General features: G+C 73.3%; 21 protein-coding genes. 13 read left to right on the top strand and 8 right to left on the bottom strand.

Annotation, left to right across the window (positions count from 1 at the left end; genetic code table 11):
* Nucleotides 1-121: 121 nt before the first annotated feature.
* Entirely contained in the window at nucleotides 122-535 is a 414-nt protein-coding gene (locus IE247_RS29320; RefSeq protein ID WP_190126344.1) for an ATP-binding protein, read from the top strand.
* A gap of 45 nt (nucleotides 536-580) precedes the next feature.
* Here the strand turns inward: IE247_RS29320 and IE247_RS29315 are convergent, their stop codons facing one another.
* Both IE247_RS29315 and IE247_RS29310 read right to left on the bottom strand, forming a co-directional pair.
* Entirely contained in the window at nucleotides 581-1,354 is a 774-nt protein-coding gene (locus IE247_RS29315; RefSeq protein WP_229869423.1) for an ABC transporter permease subunit, read from the bottom strand.
* 2 nt (nucleotides 1,355-1,356) lie between these two features.
* Entirely contained in the window at nucleotides 1,357-2,286 is a 930-nt protein-coding gene (locus tag IE247_RS29310) for an ABC transporter ATP-binding protein (protein WP_190126343.1), read from the bottom strand.
* A 107-nt stretch (nucleotides 2,287-2,393) separates the two neighbouring features.
* Between IE247_RS29310 and IE247_RS29305 the strand changes: the two genes are divergently transcribed.
* Nucleotides 2,394-3,608 (top strand): sensor histidine kinase, encoded by a 1,215-nt coding sequence (locus IE247_RS29305; RefSeq protein ID WP_190126342.1) that lies wholly within the window; start codon nucleotides 2,394-2,396, stop codon nucleotides 3,606-3,608.
* A gap of 117 nt (nucleotides 3,609-3,725) precedes the next feature.
* On the opposite strand, the gene IE247_RS29300 is transcribed toward IE247_RS29305, so the two are convergent.
* Both IE247_RS29300 and IE247_RS35095 read right to left on the bottom strand, forming a co-directional pair.
* A complete protein-coding gene (locus IE247_RS29300; RefSeq protein WP_190126341.1) occupies nucleotides 3,726-4,784 on the bottom strand; it encodes a cytochrome P450 in 1,059 nt (352 codons plus the stop codon).
* Between the two features lie 141 nt (nucleotides 4,785-4,925).
* Nucleotides 4,926-5,006: a tryptorubin family RiPP precursor gene (locus IE247_RS35095; protein ID WP_373305625.1), complete on the bottom strand. Its 81-nt coding sequence runs from the start codon at nucleotides 5,004-5,006 to the stop codon at nucleotides 4,926-4,928.
* A 392-nt stretch (nucleotides 5,007-5,398) separates the two neighbouring features.
* Between IE247_RS35095 and IE247_RS29295 the strand changes: the two genes are divergently transcribed.
* From IE247_RS29295 to IE247_RS29285, 3 genes are all read left to right on the top strand, one after another.
* On the top strand, nucleotides 5,399-5,944 hold the full coding sequence (locus IE247_RS29295) for a DUF6232 family protein (RefSeq protein ID WP_190126372.1): 546 nt from the start codon (nucleotides 5,399-5,401) through the stop codon (nucleotides 5,942-5,944).
* The gene (locus IE247_RS29290; RefSeq protein WP_190126340.1) at nucleotides 5,941-6,294 is read left to right on the top strand and encodes a hypothetical protein; all 354 of its coding nucleotides are present in this window, start codon (nucleotides 5,941-5,943) and stop codon (nucleotides 6,292-6,294) included. The genes IE247_RS29295 and IE247_RS29290 overlap by 4 nt, the downstream gene beginning before the upstream one ends.
* A gap of 76 nt (nucleotides 6,295-6,370) precedes the next feature.
* Complete coding sequence (locus IE247_RS29285; protein WP_190126339.1) at nucleotides 6,371-7,021, top strand: response regulator transcription factor; 651 nt, start codon at nucleotides 6,371-6,373, stop codon at nucleotides 7,019-7,021.
* 34 nt (nucleotides 7,022-7,055) lie between these two features.
* On the opposite strand, the gene IE247_RS29280 is transcribed toward IE247_RS29285, so the two are convergent.
* Nucleotides 7,056-8,738 carry a thiamine pyrophosphate-binding protein gene (locus tag IE247_RS29280; protein ID WP_190126338.1) on the bottom strand — a complete coding sequence of 561 codons (1,683 nt, stop codon included), beginning with the start codon at nucleotides 8,736-8,738 and terminating at the stop codon, nucleotides 7,056-7,058.
* Complete coding sequence (gene speB / locus IE247_RS29275) at nucleotides 8,735-9,706, bottom strand: agmatinase (protein WP_190126337.1); 972 nt, start codon at nucleotides 9,704-9,706, stop codon at nucleotides 8,735-8,737. The genes IE247_RS29280 and speB overlap by 4 nt, the downstream gene beginning before the upstream one ends.
* 177 nt (nucleotides 9,707-9,883) lie before the next feature.
* Between speB and IE247_RS29270 the strand changes: the two genes are divergently transcribed.
* The 4 genes from IE247_RS29270 to IE247_RS29255 all read left to right on the top strand — a co-directional run bounded on the left by IE247_RS29270 (nucleotide 9,884) and on the right by IE247_RS29255 (nucleotide 14,580).
* Nucleotides 9,884-11,380, top strand: coding sequence for a PucR family transcriptional regulator (locus IE247_RS29270; protein WP_190126336.1), 1,497 nt, complete (start codon nucleotides 9,884-9,886; stop codon nucleotides 11,378-11,380).
* Between the two features lie 147 nt (nucleotides 11,381-11,527).
* A complete protein-coding gene (locus IE247_RS29265) occupies nucleotides 11,528-12,685 on the top strand; it encodes an acyl-CoA dehydrogenase family protein (protein WP_190126335.1) in 1,158 nt (385 codons plus the stop codon).
* Nucleotides 12,686-12,690: 5 nt separating this feature from the next.
* The gene (locus IE247_RS29260; protein WP_190126334.1) at nucleotides 12,691-13,575 is read left to right on the top strand and encodes an acyl-CoA thioesterase; all 885 of its coding nucleotides are present in this window, start codon (nucleotides 12,691-12,693) and stop codon (nucleotides 13,573-13,575) included.
* A gap of 42 nt (nucleotides 13,576-13,617) precedes the next feature.
* Nucleotides 13,618-14,580, top strand: coding sequence for a cation diffusion facilitator family transporter (locus IE247_RS29255; RefSeq protein WP_190126333.1), 963 nt, complete (start codon nucleotides 13,618-13,620; stop codon nucleotides 14,578-14,580).
* Nucleotides 14,581-14,779: 199 nt separating this feature from the next.
* Here the strand turns inward: IE247_RS29255 and IE247_RS29250 are convergent, their stop codons facing one another.
* Both IE247_RS29250 and IE247_RS29245 read right to left on the bottom strand, forming a co-directional pair.
* Complete coding sequence (locus IE247_RS29250; protein ID WP_190126332.1) at nucleotides 14,780-15,559, bottom strand: phosphatase; 780 nt, start codon at nucleotides 15,557-15,559, stop codon at nucleotides 14,780-14,782.
* Between the two features lie 95 nt (nucleotides 15,560-15,654).
* Entirely contained in the window at nucleotides 15,655-16,251 is a 597-nt protein-coding gene (locus tag IE247_RS29245; protein ID WP_190126331.1) for an SACE_7040 family transcriptional regulator, read from the bottom strand.
* A 79-nt stretch (nucleotides 16,252-16,330) separates the two neighbouring features.
* On the opposite strand from IE247_RS29245, the gene IE247_RS29240 reads away from it, so the two are divergent.
* From IE247_RS29240 to IE247_RS29225, 4 genes are read left to right on the top strand one after another with little or no spacing between them, the layout of a single operon-like run.
* A complete protein-coding gene (locus IE247_RS29240) occupies nucleotides 16,331-17,947 on the top strand; it encodes a carboxyl transferase domain-containing protein (RefSeq protein WP_190126330.1) in 1,617 nt (538 codons plus the stop codon).
* Nucleotides 17,948-17,980: 33 nt separating this feature from the next.
* Nucleotides 17,981-19,960, top strand: a complete 1,980-nt coding sequence (locus tag IE247_RS29235; RefSeq protein ID WP_190126329.1) for an ATP-binding protein — start codon at nucleotides 17,981-17,983, stop codon at nucleotides 19,958-19,960.
* Nucleotides 19,961-19,970: 10 nt separating this feature from the next.
* On the top strand, nucleotides 19,971-20,891 hold the full coding sequence (locus tag IE247_RS29230) for a hydroxymethylglutaryl-CoA lyase (protein WP_190126371.1): 921 nt from the start codon (nucleotides 19,971-19,973) through the stop codon (nucleotides 20,889-20,891).
* Nucleotides 20,892-20,896: 5 nt separating this feature from the next.
* The gene (locus IE247_RS29225; RefSeq protein ID WP_190126328.1) at nucleotides 20,897-22,063 is read left to right on the top strand and encodes an acyl-CoA dehydrogenase family protein; all 1,167 of its coding nucleotides are present in this window, start codon (nucleotides 20,897-20,899) and stop codon (nucleotides 22,061-22,063) included.
* Nucleotides 22,064-22,118: the final 55 nt, after the last annotated feature.

Raw genomic sequence — 22,118 nt, 5'->3', positions numbered from 1 at the left:
CACGGCGACACGCGCAATCGAACATCTCTAGAGACGACTTGACTCCGGAGCGTGAGGGGCGCTTCACTCGGATCATCTCTAGAGATGCGTCAGTCCATACCGCGATCCTGTGGAGGCTTCCGTGTCCGTCACCCACACCGTCGAGGCCGGTTGGCCGCTCCCCCACTCCCCCCGGAGCGCCGCTCGGGCCAGGGCCCTGCTCCGGGAGCGGCTCGCCGACTGGGGCATCGCGGGTGAGACCGCCGACGACGCGTCGCTGCTCCTCTCCGAGCTGGTCGCCAACGCCGTCCGCCACGCCCCCGCCCCCTCCCCGGACGGCCGGGGGATCGGGGTACGGATCTCCCTCGGCGACGGAGTGCTCCGCCTGGAGGTGGCCGACGCCGACGACCGCCGCCCCGCGCCGAGGAAGGCGGCGTCCGACGAGGAGGACGGCCGGGGGCTCGCGCTGGTCGGCGCGCTCGCCGAGCGCTGGGGGTGCGGCGAGCGGGCGCGCGGCGGCGGGAAGACGGTCTGGGCGGAGCTGAAGGCCCGCTGACCGGGGCCGGGGCTGGGGCCGGAGCCGAGGCCGGGGCCGGGGCGTTCAGGCGTCCCGGCGGCGCAGCGCCTCCCACCCCGCCCAGACGGAGGCGGCGGTCCAGAGAGCCAGTACGGCGAGGCCGGTCCAGGGGCCCAGGGAGCCCACCGGGTCCTGGAAGAGGATCTGCCGGCCCGCGCGGTCGGGGAGGTACTCGATCAGCCCTTCGCCCCTGATGACGAAGGGCACGATCATCAGCAGCGGGATAAGCAGCCCCAGCACGGCGGTCGCACCGCGCAGCAGCGTCGCGAGACCGGCCGCGAGCAGGGTGATCAGCGTCAGATACAGACCGCAGCCCACCATGGCGCGCACCGCGCCCGGGTCGCCGGGGCCCATGCCTCCCCCGGCCGTCAGCGGCTGCCCCGCCAGAAAGCAGACCGCGCCGGTGACCAGGCCCACCGCGAACGACGGGACGGCGACGGCCGCCAGCTTCGCCGCGTAGAAGCGGCCCCGGCGCGGTACGGCGGTCAGCGAGACCCGGAGCGCGCCGCCCCGGTACTCCCCCGCGACGGCCAGCGCGCCGAAGCAGACCGCCGCGACCTGGCCGAAGTTGAGGCCGAAGTACGCGGACTCCAGCGGGTCGAAGTCCGGCGCGGCCTGCTCCTCGGGGCCGAGCGAGGTGCTCATCAGCACCGAGAAGCCCGCCGTGACGGCGAAGACCAGGGCCAGGGTGAGACCGAGGGAGCGCGCCGAGCGGATCTTCAGCGACTCGGAGCGGAGCACGGCGGCGAAAGCGGTGAAGGCGGTGACGGACACGGACACGGACACGGACACGGACACGATCAGACCTCCCGGGGGTGAGCGGCGGCGAACTCCGGTGCCCCGGCGGTCAGCGCGAGATACGCCTCCTCCAAGGTGCCCTGTTCCCCGGTGAGTTCCAGTACGGGCAGGCCCGCCCGCGCCATGAGCGGACCGATGTCCGTCACCCGTGCGCCCCTGACCGTCCAGCGGCCTTCGGCGGCGAGGACGGGCGCGTAACCGTGCTCGGTGAGCAGCGCGCGCAGCCGCTCCCCCTCCGCCTCCGTGGTCCGCAGCCGTACCCGGGGCGTGGTCCAGGCCTCGATGAGCGCGCCGGTCCCGGCGTCGGCGAGGAGTCCGCCGCCGCCGAGCACCACCAGATGGTCGGCGAACTCGGCCGTCTCGCCCATCAGATGGCTGGAGACCAGGACCGTCCTGCCCTCCCCCGCCAGCTCGCGCAGCAGCCCCCGGAGCCAGATGATGCCTTCGGGGTCGAGCCCGTTCGACGGCTCGTCCAGCAGCAGCGCCTCCGGGTCGCCGAGCAGCGCCGCCGCGATCCCCAGCCGCTGCCGCATCCCGAGCGAGAAGCTCCGGATCCGGCGGTCCGCCGCGCCCGCGATCCCCGTCAGCTCCAGCACCTCGGCCACTCTGCGCGCCGGGATCCGGCCCGCCGCCGCGAGGACGCGCAGATGGTCGCGGCCGGTACGGGAGCCCGGTGCGGCCCCCGGGTCGAGCAGCGCGCCGACCCGGCGCGCGGGTTCGTCCAGCGCGCGGTACGGCAGCCCGCCGACGGTGGCGGTGCCGGAGGTGGGGCGGTCCAGGCCCAGGATCAGGCGCAGAGTGGTGGACTTGCCCGCGCCGTTGGGCCCGAGAAAGCCGGTGACCCGGCCCGGGCGTACGGCGAAGGTCAGCCCGTCCACGGCGCGGACCGGACCGTACTCCTTGGTGAGATCGGCTACGTCGATACTGGTCATGGCAGCAGCCTGGCCGCCCCAAAACCCCCGGCGCCTCCCCCGTACGGGGACGGCCCCTCCCCCGCGCGGGGGAGCCGCGAGCGCCGGGCCGCTGACACGATGGCGCGATGCCCGCCCTGTCGCCGCACCCGCTGATCCGTTCGGTCACCTACACCCGCTGGCTGCATCTGTTCATCGGCGCGGTCGTCTGGGGAGTGTGGGAATTCATCGACGAAGAGGGGCGGTTGGCCCCCTTCGCCCTCGTCGGCCTGGTGGGGCTGATACCGGCTGTGCGCCTGGTCGAGGGCCTTCAGGCACGGCTGCTCCTGACCGGGGACAGCCACCGGGAGTCCGCGTCGAGGATCGCCGCCGCGCCGTCCGCGAACTGGGCCGACCGCTGGCGCACGGCGCTCTGGATGGAGGTCCGCCTGGCCCTCGGGCTGCTCACCGCCTACCTCACGGCCGCCCTGGCCGGACTCTCGTTCGCCCTCGCCCGAGCGTCGAGCGGGGCCGACCCCGTCGCGATGGGCGCCCTCCCGTGGAGCCTGCCGGGCGGGCACTGGTGGTACGCCCTGCTCGCCCCCCTGCCCACGGTGGCCCTGCTCGCTGCGGTGGCGGGCCTCGGAGCGCTGATCACCGCGATCGCCCGGCGGCTGCTGGGGCCTTCGGGCGCGGAGCGCCTCGCCGCGCTGGAGGAGCGCACGGAACTCCTGCTGGAGCGGAACCGGATCGCCCGCGAGCTGCACGACTCCATCGGGCACGCGCTGACCGTGGCCGTGGTCCAGGCGGGCGCCGCCCGCGCCGCGAAGAACGAGGAGTTCACCGTACGGGCCCTGGCCGCCATCGAGGAGACCGGCCGCGCCGCCCTGGAGGACCTGGAACGCGTCCTCCTCATCCTCCGCGAGTCCGGCGGCCCTGTCCCCGCCCGCCCCACCCTCGCCCACCTGGACCGGCTGCTGGAATCCGCCCGCGCCTCCGGCGCGACCGTCGACGCCTCCGTGAGCGGCCCGCTCTCCCTGGTGCCGGGCCCCGTCTCCCGGGAGGGCTACCGGATCGCGCAGGAGTCCCTCACCAATGTGCTGCGCCACGCGGGCCCGGCGCCGATCCGCGTACACATCACGATCGCCGACGGCCGCCTCGACCTGGAAGTGACCAACCCCCTCCCCACCACCCGGCCCCCGGCCGCCCCCGGCGGCGGGCTGCGCGGCATCCGCGAACGGGCCGCCCTGCTCGGCGGGCGCGCCACGGCGGGGGCGGAGGGCGGGGAGTGGCGGGTACGGGTGAGGCTGCCGCTGGACTTCGCGGCCAGGCGGGTCGAGGCAGGGGGGCACCCGTATGCGTGAATCGCCCTTCCCGCTGCCCAGGACGACACGGTGAACGCGTCCGCAGCGTCGCGGCCGGCAGTCAGGCAGGCAGTGCCCGCGATCTCGACTGCGGTGCCGAAGGCGGTCTCGTCCGCCTCAACGCCGACCGGGCCCCGTACGGACGCGGACCTCGCTGACGCCGAGCAGGCCGAGCAGGGGCACTTTGGCGGTTCGCTGGCCGGGGTCGACGGTCAGGCCGGCTTCGCGGATCCGGTCCAGGAGCAGTTCGGCGAGGGGCATGACCATGTGGCGGCCCCAGCAGCGTTCGGAGGAGTGTCCGAAGGGCAGGTAGCCGGGGGTGTTGTCGGGGTCGAGGTGGTCCCAGCGCTCCGGGCGGAAGTCGTTCGGGGAGTCCCACAGGGCGGGGTCGCGATGGGAGAGGAGTGGCAGGACGAGGATGTCGTCGTCCGGGCCGATGCGGGGGTCGAGTGGGGGGTACTCGGGTGAGGCGCGGCGGAGGATGTTCCATGACGGGGGCAGGAGGCGCAGGGACTCGAAGATGATGTTCCGGTTGGGTGTGCTGTCGTCGAAGGGGGAGCCCAGCCAGAGGGCGTTCGCGACGAGGGTGGAGATGGTGAAGCAGACTGGCGCGGCGGCTCGGCGATACATGCCGAGTGCGTATCGCCGGTTCTGGTAGCCGGTTGCCTTCGCGGCGAGTCTGCCGAGTTCGGTGAGGTCGTCGGTGGGCCTGGGGCCGCCGGGCAGTGCGGCGGCGGCGGAGATCACCAACCAGGTGAGCAGGGGGGTCAGTTCGAGGTTGCGGCTCATCAGGATGGTCAGTCGGCGGGGGTCCCGGCCGAGGATGAGGTCGCGCAGGAAGAGGTGTCCGGTGAGGGGCCAGGGGCCGGAGAGGTCGATGTTCGGCGGCAGCGGGGCTTTCAGCGCCTCACGGACGTCGTCGCCGATCGTCCGTGTGACCGAGGAGGCCTCGGTGCGGGTGATCGAGCGTCCGTGGAGGGGCTTGAAGGTGGGCCGTTCGATCTCGGTGGCGCGCCGGGCGGCGAGGACCCGGTCGATGAGTTCGGGCCCGGCGACCCCGATCGTGTCGGGTTCGAGCCGGACCGCGTCCTTGCCCAGATGGTCCCTGAGGAGGGCCTCAAGCCGGGGGGAGAGGACGGTGGTTCGCGAGCGGGCGGAGGCGGGGGAGAACGTCATGTGATGTCTCCGAGACTTTGCCGGGGTCGGTCACCGCCCCCGCCCCGCTCCCGCCCGGGCCCGATCTCTCGGCGGAGGTCGCGAGGGGGCGGAGGCGGATCAGCTGTTCAGATCAGATACCGGAGGCGCTGATCGGCCGACTCAGTACCAGATGTACCAGGAGCTGGCCTTCAGGCTCTTCCTGGCGAAAGACGCGTCGCGGATGGCGAAGAGGATCTTCATCTTTGGCTCTCCCTTTCATTTCAGGGTAGTTGAACGATCTAAGATTACTCCGCGGCTACCGCGCAAACACCTGCGCACAGTCAGGTTCGCGCCAGATTCACCCTTTCGGTGAAGCTCTTCGAAACTCCCATTGAGGAACTGAGAGGCATCGGGCTCGCGTTCGAATGCCCGGAAAGGGGCGGCGGTGTTCGCTTCCGCCCACTAAAGTTCACCCCCCAGTGACGGGCGTCACACACCCCAGGGGGCATCGACAGAGCATGGACACACCCGAGAACCCGGAGACAGCGCGACAGCAGCCACCGCCGTCGGCGTTACGGCCCAAGGCGTCCGGCGGCGACAGGCCCTGGCACAACCGAGTCGCTCCGCCGCCCCGGCCGACGCTCCCCCCGCATCTGGCGGGCGGTGTCGAACTGCGTACCAGCAAAAGGCTGTTGTGGGTGGGTGGCGCCGCATACCCGATCCAGAACATCACGCGGGTGTACACATTCCTGCTCACCCCACGGCGCGGTGAGGCGGCCATGCTCTTCCTCAAGCGGGTCGGGATCGTCCTGTCGGTGGCCTTCGCCCTGACGATCCTCAACGGAGCCGTCGGCATCGCCAGCGACGGGGGCCCCTCCCCGACGGTCACCCGACTCGTCTGGTTCGGCGCCCTCGCGTCGCTGGTCTACTGCGTCGGGGCCCTGGGAACGGTCCTGACCGCCGCCTCCCACTGGGCGCTGGCCGTCGAGACATCCGGTGCTTCGACGGCCCTGGTGACCAGCAAGAACACCCAGCATCTCAATGAGCTGGTCGACCAGGTCGTGAACTGGATCGAGAACCCTGAGACCGAGTTCCAGGTGAAGGTCGAGACGCTTCTGATCAATCCCAGGAACTACCACTTCGGCGACAACGTCAATATGTACGGCGGATCGGGCAACGTGGGGATGGCGAAGTCATGAGCGGCGACAACTACCACTTCGGCGACAGCGACAACGTCAATATGTACGGCGGCACCAACAACACCGGCATCGTGAAGAACGCGGCTCCGGTCTCCATGAGCCCTGAACTGCGTTCCGCGATAGAGGCGCTGACAGCGCAGATCCGAGACCTGCGCGCGGAGGTCTCGCCTCCGGGTGCGCGGACGATCGACGAATCGCTGCCGGTCCTCGCCCCCGACGCCGTGGTCCCGACGCAGGTCCGCACACACGCCCTGATGGCCATCGCCGGCGTCGCCGCGACCGCCGGGGCGCTGGGAGTGCCGATCGTGGAAGCGGTGAACGGGATTCTCCAGCTCCTGGGCGCGGGGTAGCGGAGGCAAGGCCGACCCGCGAAGGTCCGGACCCTCGAAGGCCCGAGAGACAGGCGGACGGCCCTAGGCTGCCCGGATGGCGATCTCCGTACTGCTCGTGGACGACGAACCGCTGGTGCGTGCCGGGTTGCGGGCGGTGCTGGAGGCGCAGTCCGACATCGTGGTGGTGGGGGAGGCGGCCGACGGGGCGGCGGTGGTGCCGTTGGTGCGGGGGTTGCGGCCGGATGTGGTGGCGATGGATGTGAGGATGCCGCTGCTGGACGGGATCGAGGCGACGCGGGCGGTGCTGGCGTCGGTGGAGCGGCCGCCGAAGATCCTGGTGGTCACGACGTTCGAGAACGATGAGTACGTGTACGCGGCGCTGCGGGCGGGGGCGGCCGGGTTTCTGCTGAAGCGGGCCAGGCCGGCGGAGATCGTGCACGCGGTGCGGCTGGTGGCGGAGGGGGATTCGCTGCTGTTCCCGGCGGCGGTGCGGGCGTTGGCGGCCGAGTACGGGAGCGGGGAGGCGCGGGCGGCGATGGTGCGGGCGGCGCTGACCGAGCGGGAGGGGGAGGTGCTGCGGCTGATGGCGCGGGGGATGAGCAACGCGGAGATGGCGGAGCGGCTGATCGTGGGGACGGAGACGGTGAAGAGCCATGTGAGCGCGGTGCTCGCGAAGCTGGGGGTGCGGGATCGTACGCAGGCGGTGATCGCGGCGTACGAGTCGGGGTTCGTCGCGCCGGGCTGAGACGGGACCGGCGCGACGGGTGGACCCGGTCCGGTCAGAGATGTGTCGGGGCGAACATCTTCAGCAGGGCGGGCAGCACGACGACCGAGGGGCCGGGGGTGGCGAGGGCCTTGGCGAGGTCTTCGGTGAGGCGGTCGGGGTCGGTGCGGACGGCGTCGACGCCGAAGGAGTGGGCGAGGGCGGTGAAGTCGGGGCGGGTCAGCTCGGTGGCGGTGGCTTCGCCGAAGGAGTCGGTCATGTATTCGCGCAGGATGCCGTAACCGCCGTCGTCGACGATGAGCCAGGTCACGGGGTAGCCGTACTGCTTGGCGGTGGCGAGTTCGGCGATCGAGTACATGGCGCCGCCGTCGCCGGAGACGGCGAGGACCGGGCGGGTGGGGTCGGCCTCCGCCGCGCCGAGGGCGGCGGGGAAGGCGTAGCCGAGGCCGCCCGCGCCCTGGGCGGAGTGCATGGTGTTGGGGCGGCGGGCGTCGAAGGCGGACCAGGCCCAGTAGGCGAGGATCGTCATGTCCCAGAAGCTGGGGGCGTCGTCGGGCAGGGCCATGCGGACCGAGTCCAGGACCTGCCGCTCCAGGGTGAGGTCCTGGGCTTCGATACGGGTCCGGACCTGGGCGAGGAGGGTGCGCACCCGCTCCGGCGCGGTGGCGTCGGGACGGGCGTCGACGGTCTCCAGGAGGGCGGAGAGGGCGATGCGGGCGTCCGCGTGGATGCCGATGCCCGGGTGGTTGGACTCCAGCTTGCCGGCGTCCGCCTCGATCTGGATCACCCGGCCGCGCGGGGCGAAGGTGTGGTAGTTCGAGGAGAGTTCGCCGAGGCCGGAGCCGATCACCAGCAGGACGTCGGCGTCCTCCAGGAAGTCTGTGGTGTGGCGGTCCTCCAGCCAGGACTGGAGCGAGAGCGGGTGCGTCCAGGGGAAGGCCCCCTTGCCGCCGAAGGTGGTGACGACGGGCGCGTTGATCCGCTCGGCGAGCGCGCGGAGCTTGCCGGAGGCGTCGGAGCGTACGACTCCGCCGCCCGCGACGATCGCCGGGCGCTCCGCCCCGGCCAGCAGATGGGCGGCGAGGGCGGTCAGCTCGGGGCGGGGCAGGACGTCGTCGGGGGTGGCGTCCATGGCCGTGACCACGGGCAGCACGGTCGGCGCGAGCAGGACGTCCTGGGGGATCTCCACCCAGACCGGTCCGTGCGGGGCGGTCAGCGCCGACTCCCAGGCGGCCGCTGTCGCGGAGGGGATCTGGGAGGGCGTACGGGCGGTGTGGGTGGACTTCACGATGTCGCGGAAGGACGCCCGCTGGTCGCGGAGTTCATGGAGATAGCCGTGCCGGCCGCCGCCGAGCCCGGCGGTGGGGACCTGGCTGCCGATGGCGAGCACCGGGGCCGATCCGGCGGCTGCCTCCTGGAGCGCGGCGAGCGACATCAGCGCGCCGGGCCCGGTGGAGAGCAGCAGCGGGGCGACCTCGCCGGTGATCCGGCCGTAGGCGTCGGCGGCGAAGCCCGCGCTGTTCTCGGTGCGCAGCCCGACGTAGCTGAGCGAGGAGCGGCGCAGGGCGTCGAACATGCCGAGCGCGTGCTGTCCGGGGAGCCCGAAGACGGTGGTCGCGCCGAGGCCCTGGAGCGTCTCGATCACCAGGTCGCCGCCGGTGCGCCCGGGCGGCGGGTTCAGCGCGGCCTCGGTCTGCGCGGCGGTGGGGCGCAGCACCACATCGTGGTCGTGGGTCACTGGACTGCCCTCTCGGCGGCTATCTGGCGGGACATGATCGTAGTCAGTTCGTACGCCGTGTGGGACGCGGCGACCGAGGTGATCTCGGCGTGGTCGTAGGCGGGGGCGACCTCGACGACGTCCGCCGAGACCAGGTTGCAGGAGGAGAGGCCGCGCAGGATCTCCAGGAGTTCGCGGGAGGTCATGCCGCCGGCCTCGGGGGTGCCGGTGCCGGGGGCGTGCGCGGGGTCGAGGCAGTCGATGTCGATGGAGATGTACAGCGGCCGGTCGCCGATGCGCTGGCGGAGCTGGTCGGCGACCTCGTCCGCGCCCCGCCGGTAGACGTCGGCGGAGGTGACGATGCCGAAGCCCATCTTCTCGTCGTCGGTGAGGTCCTGCTTGCCGTAGAGGGGTCCCCGGGTGCCGACGTGGGAGAGGGCGGAGGTGTCGAGGATGCCCTCCTCGACGGCGCGGCGGAAGGGGGTGCCGTGGGTGTACTCGGCCCCGAAGTAGGTGTCCCAGGTGTCCAGGTGGGCGTCGAAGTGGAGCAGGGCGACCGGGCCGTGCTTCCGGGCGACCGAGCGGAGCAGCGGCAGGGCGATGGTGTGGTCGCCGCCGAGGGTCATCAGCCGGGCACCGGTGCCGATGAGGTCGTCGGCGGCGGCCTCGATGGTCTCGACGGCCTCGTGGATGTCGAAGGGGTTGGCGGCGATGTCGCCCGCGTCGGCGACCTGGGCCAGGGCGAAGGGGGAGGCGTCCTGGGCGGGGTTGTAGGGGCGCAGCAGCCGGGAGGCCTCGCGGATGGCGTTGCCGCCGAAGCGGGCGCCGGGGCGGTAGGAGACCCCGGCGTCGAAGGGCACTCCGACGACGGCGACGTCGGCGCGGCCGACCTCGTCGAGGCGGGGCAGCCGGGCGAACGTGGCGGGGCCCGCGTACCGGGGGACGCGGGAGGAGTCGATGGGGCCGCGCGGCTGCTCGATGCTGCTCATGGAATGCCTTCTTTCCTGCGCTTCGTCGCTTTTTCCGACTGTAGTCAGAGTTTGGGTGGAGAGCGGTGGTCACCGCGTTCGCCCGGGTCTCACCGCCCCCTGACGGTAGGTGGCCGGAAAGCGCCGCTGAAGTGTACGTTTCATCCATTGATGCTGGATGAAAGGGATGGTCCGTCCATGTCTGATGCCACGGCGGCCCCGCCCACCCCGCCGGTCCCGCTGGCCGCGCTGCTGGAGAGCGAGGAGCTGGGGCTGCGTCAGATCGCGGGACCGTCGGCGACAAGCGGGCCCGGCGGAACCGGCGGAACCGGCGGGCCCGGCACGGTGGTGCACTGGGTGCACGCCTCGGAGATGGCGGACCCCTATCCGTATCTGCTCGGCGGGGAGCTGCTGCTGAGCGCGGGGGTGCAGCTGCGCGACCCGGACGCCTATGTCGCCCGGCTCGTGGCGGCGCGGGCGGCGGCGCTCGGCTTCGGCGTCACACCGGTGTACGACAGGGTCCCGGCGGGCCTCGCGGAGGCCTGTGACCGGCATGGGCTGCCGCTGCTCGAAGTGCCGCCGAGGACCACGTTCACGGCGGTGGCCCGGGCGGTGTGGCGGCTGATGGCCGAGGCCCGCCACCGGGAGCTGCGCCGGGTGGCCCGGGCCCAGCAGGGGCTGGCGGGCGCCGCGGCCCGCCCGGATCCGGTACCGGCGGTCATCGGCCAGCTGGCGGCGCGGCTGGGCGGCCGCGCGGTGCTGCTGACCCGCGAGGGCGCGGAGCTGTCGGCGGCCGGTCCCCGGCCGCCCGCGGCGGTCGGGTCGGCGCTGGTGCGCCTCGCCCGCGTGGTGAATCCCCCGGCGGCTCCCGCCGGCGGCGGCGCGCCCGCGACCGCCAGTGACACCGTCGAGGGGATCGGCCTGGCCGCCTACGCGCTCGGGGGCGGCCAGGGCCTGACGCTCGGGCTCGCGACGCCCGCCCGGGAGGCGGGGGACCACACGGTGGCCGGAGTGGCCGTCGTCCTGCTCTCCCTGCTCACCGCGGAGCACCAGGGGCTCGACGGGGCCGGGCGGAGCGCGGCGCTGGTGCGGCTGCTGCTGGGGGCCGGTCCCGCCGAGGCGGCGGCTCCGCTGGGGACGGAGCGGTGGACGGTGGTGCACGGGCGCGGCGGCCCGCGTACGCCCTTCGCCGCGACGGCGCTCGGCGCGGCCCTCGGCAGCGCGCTGGTGGACCCGGCGGAGGACGGGACCGTACGCGTACTGGTCCCGGCGGACCGGGACGTGACCCCGCAGCCCGGGTGGACGCTCGGGGTCAGCGATCCGGTGGGCCCGGCGGAGCTCACCGCGGCGGACGCCCAGGCGGCGCGGGCGCTCCGCCGGGCCACGGCCGCCCGCGCGGAGCTGGTCAGACACCGGGGCGGCGGGCTGGCCGCGCTGCTGGCGCCCGAGGAGGCCGCCGCGCACGCCCGGCTGCGCCTCGCGCCGCTCGCGGGCTCCCCCGCCCTGCTGGAGACCCTGCGGACCTGGCTGTCGCTGCACGGCGGCTGGGACCGTACGGCGGCGGCGCTGCAGGTGCACCGGAACACGGTCCGGCAGCGGATCGCGCGCTGCGCGGCGCTGCTGGACGAGGACCTGGACGACGCGGACGTACGGATGGAGCTGTGGTTCGCGCTGCGGGTCACCCCGGAGACCTGAGGAGCCCCGGGCCCGGACCGTCCCCCTGTTCGGACAAGCCTGGACAGCCCTGATGACCAGCGGGTAACTTTTAGCTGAGCAAGCGCTTAGCGATTCAGTCTTCTCCGCCAGGACTTCACAGGTCACAGGACTTCAAGGGAGGCGTCCGTGCGCCGCAGCGTGTACAACGAGGACCACGAGGCATTCCGGGAGACCGTCCGCGCCTTCATCGAGGCCGAGGTCGTCCCCGTGTACGACGAGTGGTGCGCGGCGGGCCAGGCGCCCCGCGACTTCTACGGCAAACTCGGCGAGCTGGGCATATTCGGCATCGAGGTGCCGGAGGAGTACGGCGGCTCGGGCCAGAAGTCCTTCAAGTGGCAGGCCGTCATCACGGAGGAGACCGCCCGGGCGGGCGTCTCCTTCGGCGGCTCGGGCGTGCATGTCGCGCTCTGCCTGCCCTATCTCCTCGCCTATGGCAGCGAGGAGCAGAAGAAGCGCTGGCTGCCCGGCTTCGCCTCCGGCGCGACCATGTACGCCATCGCCATGACCGAGCCCGGCACCGGCTCCGACCTCGCGGGCATGCGGACCACCGCCAAGCTCTCCGAGGACGGCACGCACTACGTCCTCAACGGCGCGAAGACCTTCATCACCGGCGGCGTCCACGCCGACCGCGTCATCGTCTGCGCCCGCACCGCCGCCCCCACCGAGCAGGACCGCAGGCACGGCATCTCGCTCTTCGTCGTGGACACGACGCTGCCGGGGTACGCGGTCGGCCGCAAGCTCGACAAGCTGGGGCTGCGCGCCTCCGACACCGCCGAGCTGTCCTTCTCCGACGTCCGCGTCCCCGCCGGGGACCTCCTCGGCGAGGAGAACAAGGGCTTCTCCTACCTCGGCCAGAACCTCCCGCAGGAGCGGCTGGCGATCGCGGTCGGCGCGTACGCCCAGGCCGCCGCCGCGATCCGGTTCACCCAGGCCTATGTGGCGGAGCGGGTGGTCTTCGGACAGCCGGTGGCCTCGTTCCAGAACACCAAGTTCGAGCTGGCCGCCTGCAAGGCCGAGACCGACGCCGCCGAGGCGGTCGTGGACCGGGCGCTTCAGGCGCACGACGCGGGCGAGCTGACGGCGGCCGAGGCGGCGTCCGCGAAGCTGTTCTGCACCGAGGTGGCGCACCGGGTCATCGACAAGTGCCTTCAGCTGCACGGCGGCTACGGCTATATGAACGAGTACCCGATCGCCCGGCTCTACGCCGACAACCGCGTCAACCGGATCTACGGCGGGACCAGCGAGGTCATGAAGTCGATCATCGCCAAGTCCATGGGTCTGTAACCGCCTTGCGCACGGCACTCGACGAACTGCTCGATCTGCTCGACGTGGAGCGGATCGAGCGGGACATCTTCCGGGGCCGCCGGGGGCCGGTCTTCGTGCCCCGGGTCTTCGGCGGACAGGTCGCGGCGCAGGCGCTCGCGGCGGCGGGGCGCACCGTCCCCGCCGACCGCGCCCCGCACTCCCTGCACGCGTACTTCCTGCGGACCGGCGACCCCGGCGCGCCGATCGTCTACACGGTCGACCGGATCCGCGACGGCTCCTCCTTCACCAACCGCCGGGTGGTCGCGATCCAGCACGGCCGGCCCGTCTTCCATCTGTCGGCGTCCTTCCAGGCGTACGAGGACGGCCTGGAGCACCAGTTCGCCCCGCCCGCCGCGCCCGACCCCGAGACGCTGCCGACGGCGGCCGAGGCACTGCCCTCGTACGCGGCGAACTTCCGCGACCCCGCGATGGCCGACCGGCTGCTGAGCGCCCGCGCGGCGGTCGATCTGCGCTACGCGGCGGCCCCGCCCTACGCGGCCGTGGGCGAGCCGCGCGAGCCCCGCTCCCAGGTCTGGTTCCGCGCCCGCGGAAAGCTGGCCGACGACCCGCTGCTCCACGCGGCGCTGGCCGTCTATGTCTCCGACATGACCCTGCTGGACCCGGTGCTGCTCGCCCACGGCCGGGGCGGCTGGGCGGTGGGCGACGTGGTGGGGGCGTCGCTGGACCACGCGATGTGGTTCCACCGCCCCTTCCGGGCGGACGAATGGCTGCTGTACGACCAGGAGTCGCCGACCTCCTCGGGCGGGCGCGGCCTCGGCCAGGCCCGGATCCACACCCAGGACGGACGGCTGGCGGTCTCGGTGGTCCAGGAGGGCGTGATCAGGGTGCCCCGCCGCGACACTCCCTAGTGCTGTGACCTGGCGGCGGCGGGCGAGCATACCGTCCGCTCCATGAGTGAAACGGACATCACGCCCAAGCCGCCCGCCGAGAGCGCCTCCACGGTGGTCATCGCCGGTCTGGCCAATCTCGGCATCGCGGTGGCGAAGGCCGTCGCGGGCGTCGTCAGCGGCTCCAGCGCGATGCTCTCGGAGGCCGCCCACTCCGTCGCCGACACCGTCACCGAACTGATGCTGCTCACCGCGATCAGGCGCGGCGAGCGGCCCGCCGACGAGGATCATCCCCTCGGCCACGGCCCCGAGCGGTACATCTGGGCGCTCCTGGCGTCGGTCGCGACCTTCGTCGGCGGCGCGGTCTTCGCCGTGTACGACGGGATCCACACCCTCACCCACGGCGAGGAGCCGGGCGATCCGCTGGTCTCGTACCTGGTGCTCGCCGTCGCCTTCGCCCTGGAGGGGTACTCGCTGCGCACTGGCGTCCGGCAGGCGCGGGCAGAGGCGGCGCTGCTCGGCGCGCCGGTGGGCCGCTATCTGCGGCTCACCCCGGACACGGCGGTGAAGGCGGTGGTGCTGGAGGACACGGCGGCGCTGGCGGGGCTGCTGCTGGCGGCGGGCGGGCTGCTGGGCGGGCAGCTCACCGGCTCGGGGGTGTACGACGGCGTCGCCTCGATCCTGATCGGGCTGGTGCTGGTGTACGTGGCCTGGGTGCTGGGCCGCAGCAACGCCCGGCTGCTGATCGGCAGGCCGCTGCCGCCCCGGATGCGGGACGAGGTGCGCGAGGAGATCCTCTCGGTGCCGCACATCGTGGCGGTGCTGGAGCTGACCACACTGATCCAGGGGCCCCGGGAGATCCTGATCGCCGCGAAGGTCGACTTCCGGGACGCGTCCAGCGCCCGGCAGGTGGAGTGGGCGTGCGAGGAGGCGGAGGAGCAGCTCCGGGAGCGCTTCCCGGCGATCCGCCGGGTGTATCTGGACCCCACGCCGGGGCTGGGGCCTGAGCGGGAGCCGGACCGCTGAGCCGTCGGCGGCGGGCGGGTTGGCCGACGCCCGGGGCGGCGCGGCCCGGCTCGGGGCCCGTCGGCCGGTCCGGGCGACCGGCCCCGGACCAGCCGGCCGGAACCCGGCGCGGGTGCCTGACCGAGGCCCGGGGCTCCTGGGCGGGAGCCCGGCCGGCGCCCTGGGGCCGGAGCCCGAAGCCCGGAGGCCAAAGCCCGGGTCAGAGCAGACCGGCGGCGTCCAGCAGATAGTCGGTCATCGGGTCGTAGAACCGGGGGTCGGTGACATGGTCGTCCAGCGGGACGGTCACCTGGAGGGTGCCCTCCGCCTCGCCGATGAAGAGCGCCGGGTCGTTGGAGTCCGCGTACCCCACGGCGTCCAGCCCGCGCTGACCGGCGCAGCCGGCCCAGCCGTGGTCGGCGACCACCAGATCGGGCTGGGGTCTGCCCTCGCGCTCCAGGCCGTCGAGGATGGCGGCCATCGGGGCCGGGGAGTGGGTGTGCCAGAGGGTCGCGCCGCGCTCCAGGACGGCGACGGAGGCGAACTGGAAGACCATTCCCTCGTCGGCCATCAGTCCGCCGGGGATGCGGACGATCTCGCAGCCGGCGGCGCGCAGCGCGTCGGCGGTCCGCCGGTGGACGTCGAGCAGTCCGCCGGGGTGCCCGGTGGCGAAGAGCACCCGCTCCCGCCCGGCGGCGGCCTTGCGCAGCCGGGCGGCGAGCCGCTCCAGGGCGTCGACCGTCAGCTCGGGGTCGATGGTGTCCTGGCCCGCGCGGTGGCCGGGGTCGTCGATGACTCCGCACCGCTCGGCCATCACCGCCAGGACGTCCTGCTCATCGGTCCAGCGGTCGCCCAGCTCCAGGCCCAGCCAGTAGTGGCGGTCGCCGTTGGCGAGCTTGCGGTAGTGGGAGAGGTTGTTGTCGCGGGGGGTGGCGACGTTCCCGGCGATACGTGTGCGGACGAGGTGGTCGACGAGGGCGGCACGGCTCGGTATCGGCATGGGCACCATTGTGCCGCCGCCGCCCCGGGGGCGCGGGGCGGGCTTCGGGCGCTCGGGGGCGGCCGGGGAGGCTCAGGGGGCGGCCGGGGGGAGGCTCAGGGGCGGGCCAGGGAGTCGAAGGCTCCGTGGGCGAGCCTGCGGAGCAGTGATTCCATCGCCGCGCGGGTGGGCGGGCCGCCCTCGCGGGAGCCGAGGTGGGGGGTGGAGTTCAGCAGCCCGAAGACGGCGTGGACGGCCGCTCTGGCCTCGGCCTCCGGGACCTCGGGGTACAGCGAGCGCACGGCGGTGACCCACAGCTCGGCGTACTGGCGCTGGAGCTGGCGCACCAGTTTGCGGTCGGCGTCCCGCAGCCGGTCCAGCTCGCGGTCGTGGAGGGTGATCAGGGGGCGGTCGTCGAGGGCGAAGTCGATATGGCCGTCGATCAGCGCGGCGAGCAGCGCCCCGGGGTCCGAGGCCGACTCCCGCGCCCGCAGCCGTCCGCCGCTCAGCAGCCGCTCGCTGATCCCCACCAGCAGCTCCGCGAGCATGGCGTCCTTGCCCGCGAAGTGGCGGTAGAGGCCCGGGCCGCTGATGCCGACGGCGGCCCCTATCTCATCGACGCCGACGCCGTGGAAACCGCGCTCGGCGAAGAGCCGGGCCGCCTCCCTGAGGATCTGCTCCCGGCGGGTGGGCGCATCCGTCCTGGTGCTCATGGAATCCGATTCTAGACAAGCCTGTTAGCGCTCGTTAACCTGAAGGCATTCGTTAACGCTCATTAACAGGAGTGACGCGATGCAGCAGGCACCCGTGCTCACCGGCGCGGCAGACCCCGCCTCGGCCGCCTGGCAGGCCAATGAGGCGGCCCACCGCGAGCTGGCCGAGACCCTGCGCGGCAAGCTCGCGCGGGCCAGACTCGGCGGCGGCGAGAAGGCCCGCGCCCGGCACACCGCGCGCGGCAAGCTCCTCCCGCGCGAGAGGGTGGACACCCTGCTGGACCCCGGCTCGCCCTTTCTGGAGCTGGCCCCCCTCGCCGCCCACGGGATGTACGAGGACCAGGCCCCGGCCGCCGGTGTGATCGCCGGGATCGGCCGGGTCAGCGGGCGCGAGACCGTGATCGTCGCCAATGACGCCACCGTCAAGGGCGGCACCTACTACCCGATGACGGTCAAGAAGCATCTGCGCGCCCAGGAGATCGCGCTGGAGAACCGGCTGCCCTGCGTCTATCTCGTCGACTCCGGCGGCGCCTTCCTGCCGATGCAGGACGACGTCTTCCCCGACCGCGACCACTTCGGCCGGATCTTCTACAACCAGGCCCGGCTCTCCGGGGCCCGTGTCCCGCAGATCGCCGCCGTCCTCGGCTCCTGCACGGCGGGCGGCGCCTATGTCCCGGCGATGAGCGACGAGGCGGTGATCGTGCGGAACCAGGGCACGATCTTCCTCGGCGGCCCGCCCCTGGTGAAGGCCGCGACCGGCGAGGTCGTCACCGCCGAGGAGCTGGGCGGCGGCGAGGTCCACTCCCGGGTCTCCGGCGTCACCGACCACCTCGCCGAGAACGACGCCCACGCGCTGCGGATCGTACGGAACATCGTGGCCACCCTCCCCGCGCGCGGCCCGCTGCCCTGGACGGTCGAGCCCGTCGAGGAGCCCGCCGCCGACCCCGCCGGGCTGTACGGCGCGGTGCCGGTGGACCCCCGTACGCCCTACGACGTCCGGGAGGTGATCGCCCGGATCACCGACGGGTCCCGGTTCGCCGAGTTCAAGGCCGAGTTCGGGCAGACCCTGGTCACCGGCTTCGCCCGGATCCACGGCCACCCGGTCGGGATCGTCGCCAACAACGGCATCCTGTTCTCCGAGTCCGCCCAGAAGGGCGCGCACTTCATCGAGCTGTGCGACCAGCGCGGCATCCCCCTGCTCTTCCTCCAGAACATCTCCGGCTTCATGGTCGGCAGGGACTACGAGGCGGGCGGCATCGCCAAGCACGGCGCGAAGATGGTCACCGCCGTGGCCTGCGCCCGGGTGCCCAAGCTGACGGTCGTCGTCGGCGGCTCCTACGGCGCGGGGAACTACTCGATGTGCGGCCGCGCCTACTCCCCCCGCTTTCTGTGGATGTGGCCCAACGCCAAGATCTCGGTCATGGGCGGCGAGCAGGCCGCGTCCGTCCTCGCCACCGTCAAGCGCGACCAGTTCGAGGCGCGCGGCGAAGAGTGGCCGGCGGCCGACGAGGAGGCGTTCAAGGACCCGATCCGCGCCCAGTACGAGAGCCAGGGCAGCGCCTACTACGCCACCGCCCGGCTCTGGGACGACGGGGTGATCGATCCGCTGGAAACCCGTCAGGTGCTGGGTCTGGCCCTGACGGCCTGCGCCAACGCCCCGCTGGGCGAACCCGGCTTCGGCGTCTTCCGGATGTGAGGGATCGAGAGGGATCGAGAGGGATCGAGAGGGATGACGATGTTCGACACCGTCCTTGTGGCGAACCGGGGCGAGATCGCCGTCCGGGTGATCCGCACCCTGCGGACGATGGGGGTGCGCTCGGTCGCCGTCTTCTCCGACGCGGACGCCGGGGCCCGGCACGTACGCGAGGCGGACACGGCGGTCCGGATCGGCCCGCCCGCCGCCGCCGAGAGCTATCTCTCCATCCGGCGGCTGCTGGACGCCGCCGCCAGGACCGGGGCGCGGGCGGTCCACCCCGGCTACGGCTTCCTCGCGGAGAACGCGGAGTTCGCCCGGGCCTGCGAGGCGGCCGGCCTGGTCTTCATCGGCCCGCCCGCCGAGGCGATCTCCCTCATGGGCGACAAGATCCGCGCCAAGGAGACCGTCCGGGCCGCCGGGGTGCCCGTGGTGCCCGGCTCCACCGGCTCCGGGCTGAGCGACGCCGAGCTGGCCGCCGCCGCCCGGGAGATCGGCATGCCGGTGCTGCTCAAGCCGTCCGCGGGCGGCGGCGGCAAGGGCATGCGGCTGATCCGCGCCGAGTCCGCGCTCGCGGAGGAGATCGCGACCGCCCGGCGCGAGGCCCTCGCCTCCTTCGGCGACGACACCCTGCTGGTGGAGCGGTGGATCGAGAGCCCCCGGCACATCGAGATCCAGGTGCTCGCCGACGCCCACGGCCAGGTGGTCCACCTCGGCGAGCGCGAGTGCTCCCTCCAGCGCAGACACCAGAAGGTCGTCGAGGAGGCCCCCTCCGTCCTGCTGGACGAGGCCACCCGCGCCGCGATGGGCGAGGCGGCGGTGCGCGCCGCCCGCTCCTGCGGCTACACCGGCGCGGGGACGGTCGAGTTCATCGTCCCCGGCGGCGACCCCTCCGCGTACTGCTTCATGGAGATGAACACCCGCCTCCAGGTCGAGCACCCGGTCACCGAGCTGACCGTGTCGATCGCCGGGCGGCGCGGCCTGGACCTGGTGGAGTGGCAGCTGCGGACGGCGGCGGGCGAGCGGCTGCCCTTCGCCCAGCGGGACATCGGCTTCAGCGGCCACGCCGTGGAGGCCCGGATCTGCGCGGAGGACCCCGCCAGGGGCTTCCTCCCCTCCGGCGGGCGGGTGCTGGCGCTGCGCGAGCCGAACGGCCCCGGGGTGCGCACCGACTCCGGTCTCGGCGAGGGGACCGAGGTCTCCAGCCGCTACGACCCCATGCTCGCCAAGGTCATCGCCCACGGCCCGGACCGGCCCACCGCGCTGCGGCTGCTGCGCGCGGCCCTCGCCGAGACGGTCACCCTCGGCGTCCCCACCAACGCGGGCTTTCTGCGCAGACTGCTGGCCCACCCCGAGGTCGTCGCCGGACGCCTGGACACCGGCCTGGTGGAGCGCGAGGCCGCCGGGCTGACCCCGGACGGGGTGCCGGAGGAGGTCTACGCGGCGGCGGCGGCCGTCCGGCAGGCGGCGCTGGCCCCCGTGCCGGACGCGAGCGGCTGGAGCGACCCCTTCTCCGCCTCCGGCGGCTGGCGGCTCGGCGGCGAACCGGCCCCGCCCGCCTTCCCGCTGGAGATCGCGGGTTCGGCTCCCGTCACTCACCGGGCCCCCGCCCTGTTCGAGATCACCCCGGACACGGTCACCGTCACCGTGGACGGCCTCACCCACTCCTTCCACCGCGCGGGCGACTGGCTCGGCCGGGACGGCGACGCCTGGCGGGTGCGCGACCACGACCCGGTCGCCGCCTCCCTCGGCGGCGGGGCGCGCCCGGGGGCCGACACCCTGGCCGCGCCCATGCCGGGGACCGTGACCGTGGTCAAGGCGGCCGTCGGGGACGAGGTGGCGGCCGGGCAGAGTCTGCTGGTCGTGGAGGCGATGAAGATGGAGCACGTCATCTCCGCGCCGCACGCCGGGACCGTCACCGAGCTAGATGTGGCCCCCGGGGCCACCGTCGCCATGGACCAGGTGCTCGCGGTGGTCACCCCCGCCGCCCCACAGGAGGAGGCCCGCCGTGACTGACGGACTGCCCATGCGGGTGCCCGCGCCGAATCTCCCGGCCCGGGTCCGGATCCATGAGGTCGGCCCCCGCGACGGCCTCCAGAACGAGAAGACGGTCGTCCCCACCGGGGTCAAGGCCGAGTTCATCCACCGGCTGGCCGCCGCCGGACTGAGGACCGTCGAGGCCACCAGCTTCGTCCACCCCCGCTGGGTGCCCCAGCTCGCCGACGCCGAGGACCTCTTCCCGCGGCTCGCCGGTCTGACGGACACCGCGCTGCCCGTCCTCGTGCCCAATGAGAAGGGGCTGGAGCGCGCCCTGGCCCTCGGGGCCCGCCGGATCGCCGTCTTCGGCTCCGCCACCGAGACCTTCGCGAAGAGGAACCTCAACCGCACGGTCGACGAGTCGCTCGCCATGTTCGCGCCGGTCGTCTCCCGCGCCCGCGCCGAGGGCGTCCATGTGCGCGGCTATCTCTCCATGTGCTTCGGCGACCCCTGGGAGGGCCCGGTCCCCGTCGACCAGGCCGTCGAGGCCGCCCGGCGGCTGTACGGACTGGGCTGCGACGAACTCTCCCTCGGCGACACCATCGGCACCGGCACCCCCGGCCAGGTGCGCGCCCTGCTCACCGGGGTGACCGGGGCGGGCGTGCCGCTCTCCGCGCTCGGGGTGCACTTCCACGACACCTACGGCCAGGCCCTGGCCAACACCCTCGCAGCGCTGGAGTGCGGCGTCACCACCGTGGACGCCTCGGCGGGCGGCCTGGGCGGCTGTCCGTACGCCAGGAGCGCCACCGGAAACCTCGCCACCGAAGACCTCGTGTGGATGCTCGACGGGCTCGGCATCGAGACCGGCGTCGACCTCGGCGGCCTCATCGCGACCAGCGTATGGCTCGCCGGGCGGCTGGGCCGCCCCAGCCCCTCCCGTACCGTCCGCGCGCTCTCCCACAAGGAGTGACCCCCATGTCCCTGGACCACCGGCTCACCGTGGAACACGAAGAACTCCGGCGCACCGTCGAGGCGTTCGCCCACGAGGTGATCGCGCCGAAGATCGGCGCGTTCTACGAGCGCCATGAGTTCCCCTACGAGATCGTCGCCGAGATGGGCCGGATGGGGCTGTTCGGGCTGCCCTTCCCCGAGGAGTACGGCGGGATGGGCGGGGACTATCTGGCGCTCGGCATCGCGCTGGAGGAGCTGGCGCGCGTCGACTCATCGGTGGCGATCACCCTGGAGGCCGCGGTCTCGCTGGGCGCGATGCCGATCTTCCGCTTCGGCACCGAGGAGCAGAAGCGGCGGTGGCTGCCCCGGCTCTGCTCCGGCGAGACGCTCGGCGCGTTCGGGCTGACCGAGCCGGGGGCGGGCTCCGACGCGGGCGGCATCAGGACCACCGCCGTACGGGACGAGGCCGCCGGCGAGTGGGTGATCAACGGCTCCAAGAGCTTCATCACCAACGCGGGCACCGACATCACCGCCCTGGTGACCGTCACCGCCGTCACCGGCCGCACCCCCGACGGCAAACCGCTGATCTCCTCGGTCATCGTCCCCTCCGGCACCCCCGGCCTCACCGTCGCCCCCGCCTACTCCAAGGTCGGCTGGAACGCCTCCGACACCCGCGAGCTGTCCTTCGACGGGGTACGGGTGCCGCTGGCCAATCTGGTGGGCGCGGAGGGCCGGGGGTACGCCCAGTTCCTGCGCATCCTGGACGAGGGCCGCATCGCCATCTCCGCGCTGGCGACGGGCCTGGCCCAGGGGTGTGTGGACGAGTCCCTGAAGTACGCCAGGGAGCGGTACGCCTTCGGCCGGCCGATCGGCCAGAACCAGGCCATCCAGTTCAAGATCGCCGACATGGAGACCCGCGCGCACATGGCCCGGGTCGGCTGGCGGGACGCGGCCTCCCGGCTGGTGCGGGGCGAGCCCTTCAAGAAGGAGGCGGCGGTCGCCAAGCTCTACTCCTCGACAGTCGCGGTGGACAACGCCAGGGAGGCCACCCAGATCCACGGCGGATACGGCTTCATGAACGAGTACCCGGTGGCGCGGATGTGGCGCGACTCCAAGATCCTGGAGATCGGGGAGGGCACGAGCGAGGTCCAGAGAATGCTGATCGCCCGGGAGTTGGGGCTCACGGGCTGACAGCCGCGGGACGGCCCGCCGCCCCTCGCCCGGCGGGCGGGAGGGCGGCGGGCCG

The sequence above is a fragment of the Streptomyces inusitatus genome, from assembly GCF_014651115.1.
Classification (GTDB): domain Bacteria; phylum Actinomycetota; class Actinomycetes; order Streptomycetales; family Streptomycetaceae; genus Streptomyces; species Streptomyces amakusaensis.
Note: the sequence above shows the minus strand (reverse complement) of the source record. Positions and strands in the feature narration are given on the sequence as shown.

Bases quoted from the DNA above. Each gene is read 5' to 3' on its own strand.
- IE247_RS29310 (WP_190126343.1), bottom strand. From the start codon at position 2,286: ATGACCAGTATCGACGTAGCCGATCTCACCAAGGAGTACGGTCCGGTC.
- IE247_RS29305 (WP_190126342.1), top strand. From the start codon at position 2,394: ATGCCCGCCCTGTCGCCGCACCCGCTGATCCGTTCGGTCACCTACACC.
- IE247_RS29300 (WP_190126341.1), bottom strand. From the start codon at position 4,784: ATGACGTTCTCCCCCGCCTCCGCCCGCTCGCGAACCACCGTCCTCTCC.
- IE247_RS35095 (WP_373305625.1), bottom strand. From the start codon at position 5,006: ATGAAGATCCTCTTCGCCATCCGCGACGCGTCTTTCGCCAGGAAGAGC.
- IE247_RS29290 (WP_190126340.1), top strand. From the start codon at position 5,941: ATGAGCGGCGACAACTACCACTTCGGCGACAGCGACAACGTCAATATG.
- IE247_RS29285 (WP_190126339.1), top strand. From the start codon at position 6,371: ATGGCGATCTCCGTACTGCTCGTGGACGACGAACCGCTGGTGCGTGCC.
- speB (WP_190126337.1), bottom strand. From the start codon at position 9,706: ATGAGCAGCATCGAGCAGCCGCGCGGCCCCATCGACTCCTCCCGCGTC.
- IE247_RS29270 (WP_190126336.1), top strand. From the start codon at position 9,884: ATGTCTGATGCCACGGCGGCCCCGCCCACCCCGCCGGTCCCGCTGGCC.
- IE247_RS29255 (WP_190126333.1), top strand. From the start codon at position 13,618: ATGAGTGAAACGGACATCACGCCCAAGCCGCCCGCCGAGAGCGCCTCC.
- IE247_RS29250 (WP_190126332.1), bottom strand. From the start codon at position 15,559: ATGCCGATACCGAGCCGTGCCGCCCTCGTCGACCACCTCGTCCGCACA.
- IE247_RS29245 (WP_190126331.1), bottom strand. From the start codon at position 16,251: ATGAGCACCAGGACGGATGCGCCCACCCGCCGGGAGCAGATCCTCAGG.
- IE247_RS29240 (WP_190126330.1), top strand. From the start codon at position 16,331: ATGCAGCAGGCACCCGTGCTCACCGGCGCGGCAGACCCCGCCTCGGCC.
- IE247_RS29235 (WP_190126329.1), top strand. From the start codon at position 17,981: ATGACGATGTTCGACACCGTCCTTGTGGCGAACCGGGGCGAGATCGCC.
- IE247_RS29230 (WP_190126371.1), top strand. From the start codon at position 19,971: ATGCGGGTGCCCGCGCCGAATCTCCCGGCCCGGGTCCGGATCCATGAG.
- IE247_RS29225 (WP_190126328.1), top strand. From the start codon at position 20,897: ATGTCCCTGGACCACCGGCTCACCGTGGAACACGAAGAACTCCGGCGC.